We start from the raw sequence: 7,727 nt of genomic DNA, 5'->3' as shown, positions 1-7,727 counted from the left end.
CCCGGCACGGGCGTTTCCCTCCCCCCTCTGCGGGCTATCGTATTCACGGATCGCTTTCAGGACATGTCCCGGCCCGCGTGCGGGCCTCTCCTCCCCCTTGTGGGAAGGAGCCGGAGGTGGGGGTGGTGCAGACGGTACCGCACCGCTCGATCCTGAACCACCCCCACCCCTGACCCCTCCCCACAAGGGGGAGGGGAAACGCGTTGCGGAACAAAGGCTTGTCCGGCCGCTGGCACTGTGCAGATCGACTAGCCTCTGCGGGAGAGGGGGCGCCGTATCCGGCATCGTCGCTCCCCTCTCCCGACCCTCGCTCACGCGAGGCCCACCCTCCCCCGCAGAGGGGGGAGGGAAGCCGCGCCGGGGGCTGTCTTTACTGCGAGCGCCGGCCGAAGGAGACCGCGTAGGCCTGGACGCGGGCGTCGATCAGCGGGTCGTCCGAGGGCTCGACGCCGTCCGGCAGGGCGTTCGGCATGAACAGGAGCGCCTTCTCGGCGCTCGCGCTGTCGGCCACGGGCTTGGTCAGGGTCAGGGTGCCGAGGTCGAGGGTGCGGCGCGCGTCCGGCCAGGGCTTGGTGGCGTCGTCGGTCGGGTCGCCGGCCTCGGCGAGCTGGGCCAGGATGCGGTAGGTCACGGGCGCCTTGGCGAGGCGGGTGCGGATCTCCTCCATCAGGTAGTCCGGCCCCTGCTTGGCGGCGGCCTCGGCGCTCAGAAGCTCCTCGCCCTCGGACGGCACGATGCGGTAGCGGAAGGCCTGGCGCTTGCCGTCCTTGTCCACGAAGACGAAGGCGTTGACGCCGTTGAAGACCTGCCGGGCGAGGCTCGACGGGGTCTTGGCGGTGGCGCCGGCCGTGGCCGCGGCCGGGTGGGCGGCCACGAAGGTCTCGATCGGCGTGGGATGCCCGACGCCGGGGCCGCTCTGCGAGACCGCCTTGAGCAGATCGCGGAACTCCTCGCCGGTGGCGACGGGGAAGAATTTCAGGGCGTTGGTGACGACGTCCATCTCGCTGCCGTCCGCGAGCTTGAACTTCAGCGACAGGCCGTGCGGGTTGGCGTTCTCCGAGCCGTCCGGGATGGTCGGCACGCCGGTGGCGTCCGAGAACCGGACCGTGACCGGCACCGCGGGGCCTGCGAACACCGAGGCCTTGCTGATCCGTGCGGCCTCGCCGCTCGGGGTGAAGCTCGCCTCCACCACGCTGCCCTTGGCGTGGTTGGCCCGCTGGCCCGGATGCTTCCCCCAGAGGGTGTTCATCGCGTCGACCGTCTGCTCGGCGGTCGAGGCGTCCTGGGCCGATGCGGCCGACCCGGCCAGGACGAGGGCGAACCCGGCCAGCAGGACGTGGCGGATACTGGTGCGATGCATGCTGATTCCCGATCTGCGCGGGCACCGGACGGTGCCCGCCCCCTCCGGACGAAGGGTTTCGCACAGTTTGGAGCCGTTCGAAACGGCCGCATCGCCTTTCGACCGCCCTCAGCCGGTCACCACCAAAAGCCCGTGCCCGTCCGGGCCGGCGGCGTAGGCGGTGCCACCGTCCCGCGATACGGTGACGGGGTAGCCGGCGGCCTCGACCGCCCGGATTGTGGCCGCCACGTCGCCGACCGCGAGCACCAGCCGGGTCGTCGCCCGGTCCCGGGGTCCGAACGGGGCGGGCGTCGGCCGGGTCGTTGCCGGCCGCCGGTAATGCAGCAGTTCCAGGTGCGGCGTGCTCCGTCCGGGGGGAACGAGGGCCACCACGTCCACCTCCGGGTCGGGCACGCCGTCGAGGCGGCCCTGCTCGGGTCCCCGGTTCAGCCCGCGCTGCGCCACCGAGAAGCCGAGGGCGCCGGCGAAGAATGCCAGGGCCGCGTCGAGATCCGTCACGGTGATGGCGGAATGGTCGATGCCGAGGAACAGGCCGGGCGCCTGAGCCCAGCGCGCGGCTGCAGGTCCATCGGGAAAGACGATCAACTCGAACGGGTGCCCGTCGGGGTCGCGGGCCTTGAAGGCCGTGACGCCGCCCGAACGCTCGGGGAGTCTTTGTGCGCCGCCCCGGCTGATCGGCCGTGGCGCGAGGCCCCCCAGCCGCGCCATCGCCGTCTCCATGTCGCGCACGGGGATGGCGACGTGCTGAAAGAACGGGTCGGTCGCCAGCGGCTCGGCGGGGTACGGGGCGCCGGCTGGGTCGACGGCGAGGAACTCCACGATCTGCGCCCCGATCCCCATGCGCAGCCGCGTTGCCGAGGCATCGGGCAGGCCCAGCGCCTCCAGCATCGGCGGCGGCACGGGCTCGGGCGGGGCGATCCGTCCGAAGCCGAGGCCGTCGCGGTAGAAGGCTTCCGTGCGGGCGAGGTCGCCCACCGTTCGGCTGATCGCGTGAAGGGCGCTCACACCAGCCGCGCCCCCCGCACGTTCAGATAGATCGCATAGAGGGTGTGCGAGGCGCAGAGGAACAGGCGGCTGCCGTTGCGCCCGCCGAAGGCGAGGTTCGAGACGGTGGACGGCACCAGGACCTTGCCGACCAGCTCGCCCCCCGGATCGATGCAGTGCACCCCGTCGCCGGCGCTCGACCAGAGGTTGCCGTCCGTGTCGCAGCGGAAACCGTCCGCGAAGCCCGGCTCGACCGTGTGGAACACGTCCCCGCCCGACAGCCGGCCGTCCTCCGCCACGTCGAACACGCGGATGTGCCGGCGCGGTGCCTCGGCGAATTGCAGGCCGCTCTCGGCGACGTAGAGGCGGCGCTCGTCCGGCGAGAAGCAGAGGCCGTTCGGGCCCTCGAAATCGCCGGCCGCGATCCGTAGGGAGCCGTCGCGCGGGTCGAAGCGGTAGACGTTGGCGGGAAGCTCCGCCGCCTGCTTGCCGCCCTCGTAGTCGGTCTGGATGCCGTAGGGCGGGTCGGTGAACCAGATCGTGCCGTCCGACTTGCAGACGATGTCGTTGGGCGAATTCAGGCGCCGGCCCTCGTGGTGGTCGGCCAGGGTCGTGACGGTCCCGTCGCATTCGGTCCGGGTGATCCGCCGGTGCCGGTGCGAGCAGGCGAGCAGGCGCCCCTGCCGGTCGCGGGCATGCCCGTTCTCGAAGCCGCCGCCCGCGCGGAACACCGACAGGCCGCCGGATTCGCTCCAGCGCATCACCCGGTCGTTGGGCAGGTCGGAGAACAGCAATTCGTCCCGGTCTCCGAACCAGACCGGGCCCTCGCACCAGCGGAAGCCCGCGGCGAGCGTTTCCAGGGGGGCGTTGGGCAGCACGAACGCCTTGAACCCGGCCTGCGTGACCTCGAAACCGTCCATCCGGCCAAAACCCTACTTGAAGCGGCCGGGCTGGTTCACGGTCGGCCTCACGTCGAGCCCGGTGACGATCATGGTGCAGGGCGCGTCCCCGACCGTGCCGGAGAGGTGGCCCTTGCGGCCGTCGCGCGCCTTGGTGTTCTGGTCCTCCCCGAACATCAGCTCACCCGGCCCCATCTCGACCCGGTGGCCGTCCATGGTCTCGACGAACCAGCGTCCGGTCAGCACCGCGATCCACTGGGGCTTGGGGTTCTCGTGCCACTCCCCGACCCAGCCCACCGGCAGCACCGTGAAGGTGACGCCGGCCTCGGCGGGCGCCTGCTTGTCGTTCCATTGCGGCGCCGTCTCGGGGTTCACGCCCTCGAATTTGAAGGCGGACAGAGCGAAGCACTCCTGGCGGCTCACGCCGTCCGCATCGGTGTAGACGTGCCAGTAGGGCATCGTCGGCGTGGGATTGTCGGCCATGCTCAGTCCTTTCACAGTTCGGTGCGCCGGTCCCGACCGAGGGTCGGAACCGGCGCGCCCGGCGGACGCCCGCCGCCCCGCAGTCGCGGGGGCGGACGGCGATGCGGTGACGCATCGCCGTCCGATCTCAGCGGTCCCCGGGGGCTGCCGGCGGCGCGGCGTAGGGGCCCGACGACAGGGGGTGGGCGATCACCCCCTCGGCCGGCGCGTAGGCGCCCCCGATCACCACCAGCAGCAATCCGCCGACCAATCCGAAGTTCTTGAAGAAGTCCCAGAAATGCCCGCGGCCCTCGCCGCCCTTCGACCAGAAGCCCGGAAACTCCCAGAAGCGGTGGTACATCACGGCGGTGACGGCGCAGAAGCCCATCAGCAGGAAGGCCGCGGCCCGGTCGTACCAGCCGGTCACGATCAGCACCGGCGTCACCGTCTCGATCAGGATGCCGAGGCCCAGCAGCAGGCCCGGGAAGGGCAGGGGGCCGGATCTGGCCTGCGCCATCGCCTCGTCCCAGTGCATCGCCTTGTCCAGCGCGCTCGGCGGGAACATGCAGACGAGGCAGATCTTGGCGATGAGCGGCACCGCGACGAGGTTGAGCCAGGTTATGAACCAAGTCATGGCTGCCTCCGGCCGGCGTGCGGCAGGCGATCGGGCGGGCAGGGCATCGGCGGACGGTCCCGGCGGGCGGACAGGAATCCCATCCCTAACGTCCGCCCGCCCCGGCAGTTGCAGCGCGTGCGGCCCGACCCATGCTTCTTGCTGCGATGCAGCGGCTGCGATCCCGTGACCGGCCCTTTGCGGAACGCCGGCAGAGGGCTCACGTTGCCCGAGCGTCCCTGGACCGATTCCGCACTGCAGAGAAGCCGATGCCGCAGGACCATTACGACGTCATCGTCATCGGCTCGGGGCCCGGCGGCGGGTCGCTGACCGCGCGACTGGCCGGCACCGGCAAGCGCATCCTGCTCCTGGAGCGCGGCGACTACCTGCCCCGCTCCCAGGACAACTGGAACGCCAAGGCCGTGTTCGTGGACGGGGCCTACCAGGCGCGGGAGACCTGGTACGGCGGCGACGGCAGGCCGTTCAGCCCGGCCCTGCACTACTATGTCGGCGGCAATTCCAAGGTCTACGGCGCGGCCCTGCTGCGGATGCGCGAGCGCGACTTCGAGGCCGTGCGCCACGTCGACGGCGTCTCGCCGGCCTGGCCGGTCTCGTACAGTGAGTTCGAGCCCTACTACGCCCAGGCCGAGACGCTGTTTGCCGTCCACGGCAACCGCGGCGAGGACCCGAACGAGCCCTGGTCGAGCGGCCCCTACGACCATCCCGCCGTCAGCCACGAGCCGCGCATCCAGAAGCTGTCCGACGACTGGGCGAAGGCGGGCCTGCATCCCTACCACCTGCCCTTGGGGATCAAGCTCGACGAACGGGCGGGCCGCCCGACGCCCACCAGCATCTGCATCCGCTGCGACGCCTTCGACGGATTCCCCTGCCTGCTCAACGGCAAGGCCGACGCGCAGGTGATGACCGTGGACCCGACGCTCGCCCGGCATGACAACGTCACGCTGCTCGTCGGCGCCTACGTCTCGACGCTGGAGACGGATGCCGCCGGCCGCACGGTCACCGCGGTCCACGTCACCCGCGAGGGGCGGGAGGAGCGCTACTGCGCCGACATCGTCGTGGTGGCCTGTGGGGCCTTGTCCTCGGCGCTGCTGCTGCTGCGCTCCCACAGCGCGGCGCATCCGAACGGGCTCGCCAACGGCTCGGATCAGGTCGGGCGCAACTACATGCGCCACACCATGTCGGTGCTGATGGCGCTCTCGAAGGAGGTCAACGACACCGTCTTCCAGAAGACCCTGGCGCTCTCCGACTTCTACTTCGAGTCGAAGGACTGGGACTACCCGATGGGCCTGATCCAGATGTGCGCCAAGACGCACCCGGACCAGATCCGCGGGGAGGAGTTCCCGAAATGGACCGGCTTCCTGCCCAACGCCCCCTTCGACATGGTGGCGCGCCACTCCATGGACTTCTGGCTCCAGAGCGAGGACCTGCCGCACCCCGACAACCGCGTCTCCCTCAGGCAGGACGGGCGCGTGATCCTCGACGTGACGGAGTCGAACCGCGAGGCGCACGACCGCCTGCGGGGCAAGCTCTCGGACCTGCTGGAGCTGGGAGGCGCCTACACCTACCTGTTCGAGCGCTCCCTCTACCTCGGCAAGAACATCCCGCTCTCCGGCACCGCCCACCAAGCCGGGACGCTCCGCTTCGGCACCGACCCGAAGGCGAGCGTCCTCGACCTGACCTGCAAGGCGCACGACCTCGACAACCTCTACGTCACCGATGCGAGCTTCTTCCCCTCCATCGGGGCGGTGAACCCGACGCTGACCATCGTCGCCAACGCCCTGCGGGTGGCCGACCACCTGGCGGAGCGGCTGCGGTAGGGGCGATCGGGCGCGCGAAAGCCCGATACCCGCATGAAAGGCCCGGCCTCGTACCGGCCGGACCCGTCATCCGCCTTAGCTCAGCAGCTCAGGCGTCGGCCCTCGCGGCGGCCGAAGGTGCGGTAGTGGGCGATGGCCGATTCCATCTGGCCGTTCACGATCGCCTTGCGGACGTCGGGGTTGCAGCGCAGGTACTCGCGCTCGTCGAACGCGGAATCGGCCCGGCTCCGGCGCGAGCCGCGATCGTCGTCGTCGTCGCGCCCCCGGCCGCGGTAGTCCCGGTCGCTGCCGTAATCCCGGTCCCGGCTCCTGTAGTCCCGGTCCCCGTACCCGTAGTCGCGGCCGCCGTAGGATTGGGCCGACGCCAGATTCATCGGGGCGATCAGGCTCAGGCCCGTCATCGCCACGGCTAGGAACGCCTTCATGTCGAATCCTCTCTTCATCGAAGCTGGGAACGTCTCAGACGGATAGCGGTTCGACGGCCCCGGTCACAAGCGGGGACGATCGGTCCGCTTCGCTCACAGCTCCAGGTGCCGCATCGGCGCCGGTGCCACGCCCTTGCGCAGGATGGCGACCGTCTGTCCGAGGGCGTGGCCGGAGGGCCAGGGGGCGGCCGTGGGGTCGAGGAAGCCGACCGATTCGTAGATGTAGCCGCCGGACCTGAGCTTCTGGATGAAGACCTCGATCTGGCTGCGCTCCAGGAACATGTTCAGGTTTGGCACCTGGCTGGTCCGCTGCTGCTGCACCGTCTCGTGGAAGGCGTGCCAGGCGTTGGGCGCGGCGAGTTCGAGGAAGGAGCAGACCACCGTCCCGCCGGGCTTGAGGCAGCGCAGCATCTCCTCGAGGTAGAGGTAGGTCTCGGTCTGCAGCAGGTGGGTGAAGACGCTGAAGGCGCAGACCATGTCGACGGAGGCCGTCTCCACCGGCAGGGCGAGGGTCCGGCTCACCCGGAAGCGGTAATGGGGCGGGCTCTTGCTGCGGGCGTAGTCGAGGAGCGCCTGGACCACGTCGATGCCGAGATACTCGACTGCGAGCCGTTGCCCGAGCGCGGCGGCCAGGCGCCCGCTGCCGCAGCCGAAATCCACCACGCTCTGCCCCGGCTGCAACCCGGCATGCAGCAGGATCTCGCACTCGACCCCGCCGATCTCCGCGTAGCTCCCGCCCACGGCCAGGCTCATGGCCTCGTCGATCGGGTGCTTGCGCATCAGCCGGCGGACGTGCCGCTCGTAATCCTCGACGAAGTGGAACTGCGCCATCGCCGCCGCCGCTCTTCCCTTGCCCCCTGCTGCTGCATTCCGCGGCCGGTCGGCAGGGAGGCGGCGCTGGCCGGCCCACCGTTCTCGCATGCGGATCGCGGCCCTGCCTAGCCGCGCCGATCCCCCGGCAGATGGGACGAGAAGCCGATTATCCTTGACAATGTTCCTGCTTTGTGCTCAATGGCCGCCACCTGCCGCCGGGCGGCCACGGAGTGATCCGGGGCTGCTTCAGGGGGCCCGCCCGGTGGCTGACCGGTCGGGTCCGGGCGGCGGGGCGGTGCCCGCGTCGATGGCTGCAGCCGTCATCGCCCCGGG

The 7,727-nt window shown here is 70.7% G+C and carries 8 protein-coding genes; 1 reads left to right on the top strand and 7 read right to left on the bottom strand.

Annotated features, from left to right (window positions below; translation table 11 throughout):
* Positions 1-370 precede the first annotated feature (370 nt).
* From COGEMETH_RS24165 to COGEMETH_RS24145, 5 genes are all read right to left on the bottom strand, one after another.
* Positions 371-1,360: a catalase family peroxidase gene (locus COGEMETH_RS24165; protein ID WP_238185221.1), complete on the bottom strand. Its 990-nt coding sequence runs from the start codon at positions 1,358-1,360 to the stop codon at positions 371-373.
* A gap of 108 nt (positions 1,361-1,468) precedes the next feature.
* Positions 1,469-2,365 (bottom strand): VOC family protein, encoded by an 897-nt coding sequence (locus tag COGEMETH_RS24160; RefSeq protein ID WP_238185220.1) that lies wholly within the window; start codon positions 2,363-2,365, stop codon positions 1,469-1,471.
* Entirely contained in the window at positions 2,362-3,264 is a 903-nt protein-coding gene (locus tag COGEMETH_RS24155) for an SMP-30/gluconolactonase/LRE family protein (RefSeq protein WP_238185219.1), read from the bottom strand. Before COGEMETH_RS24155 ends, COGEMETH_RS24160 begins: the two co-directional genes overlap by 4 nt.
* 12 nt (positions 3,265-3,276) lie before the next feature.
* Positions 3,277-3,726 (bottom strand): cupin domain-containing protein, encoded by a 450-nt coding sequence (locus COGEMETH_RS24150; protein ID WP_238185218.1) that lies wholly within the window; start codon positions 3,724-3,726, stop codon positions 3,277-3,279.
* A 127-nt stretch (positions 3,727-3,853) separates the two neighbouring features.
* Positions 3,854-4,339 (bottom strand): DoxX family protein, encoded by a 486-nt coding sequence (locus COGEMETH_RS24145; protein ID WP_238185217.1) that lies wholly within the window; start codon positions 4,337-4,339, stop codon positions 3,854-3,856.
* Positions 4,340-4,587: 248 nt separating this feature from the next.
* Between COGEMETH_RS24145 and COGEMETH_RS24140 the strand changes: the two genes are divergently transcribed.
* Complete coding sequence (locus tag COGEMETH_RS24140; protein ID WP_238185216.1) at positions 4,588-6,156, top strand: GMC oxidoreductase; 1,569 nt, start codon at positions 4,588-4,590, stop codon at positions 6,154-6,156.
* A gap of 80 nt (positions 6,157-6,236) precedes the next feature.
* Here COGEMETH_RS24140 and COGEMETH_RS24135 read toward each other — a convergent pair whose 3' ends face one another.
* Together COGEMETH_RS24135 and COGEMETH_RS24130 are read right to left on the bottom strand one after the other, a co-directional pair.
* Positions 6,237-6,581, bottom strand: coding sequence for a hypothetical protein (locus COGEMETH_RS24135; protein ID WP_238185215.1), 345 nt, complete (start codon positions 6,579-6,581; stop codon positions 6,237-6,239).
* 93 nt (positions 6,582-6,674) lie between these two features.
* A complete protein-coding gene (locus tag COGEMETH_RS24130; RefSeq protein ID WP_238185214.1) occupies positions 6,675-7,412 on the bottom strand; it encodes a class I SAM-dependent methyltransferase in 738 nt (245 codons plus the stop codon).
* Positions 7,413-7,727 lie beyond the last annotated feature (315 nt).

Origin of the sequence: Methylobacterium trifolii, from assembly GCF_022179685.1 — a bacterium.
Lineage (GTDB): Bacteria > Pseudomonadota > Alphaproteobacteria > Rhizobiales > Beijerinckiaceae > Methylobacterium > Methylobacterium trifolii.
This window is presented reverse-complemented; position numbering and strand designations above follow the sequence as displayed.

What these genes read in the sequence shown, in the direction of transcription:
- COGEMETH_RS24165 (WP_238185221.1), bottom strand. Translation starts at nt 1,360, where the DNA reads ATGCATCGCACCAGTATCCGCCACGTCCTGCTGGCCGGGTTCGCCCTC.
- COGEMETH_RS24155 (WP_238185219.1), bottom strand. Translation starts at nt 3,264, where the DNA reads ATGGACGGTTTCGAGGTCACGCAGGCCGGGTTCAAGGCGTTCGTGCTG.
- COGEMETH_RS24150 (WP_238185218.1), bottom strand. Translation starts at nt 3,726, where the DNA reads ATGGCCGACAATCCCACGCCGACGATGCCCTACTGGCACGTCTACACC.
- COGEMETH_RS24145 (WP_238185217.1), bottom strand. Translation starts at nt 4,339, where the DNA reads ATGACTTGGTTCATAACCTGGCTCAACCTCGTCGCGGTGCCGCTCATC.
- COGEMETH_RS24140 (WP_238185216.1), top strand. Translation starts at nt 4,588, where the DNA reads ATGCCGCAGGACCATTACGACGTCATCGTCATCGGCTCGGGGCCCGGC.
- COGEMETH_RS24135 (WP_238185215.1), bottom strand. Translation starts at nt 6,581, where the DNA reads ATGAAGGCGTTCCTAGCCGTGGCGATGACGGGCCTGAGCCTGATCGCC.
- COGEMETH_RS24130 (WP_238185214.1), bottom strand. Translation starts at nt 7,412, where the DNA reads ATGGCGCAGTTCCACTTCGTCGAGGATTACGAGCGGCACGTCCGCCGG.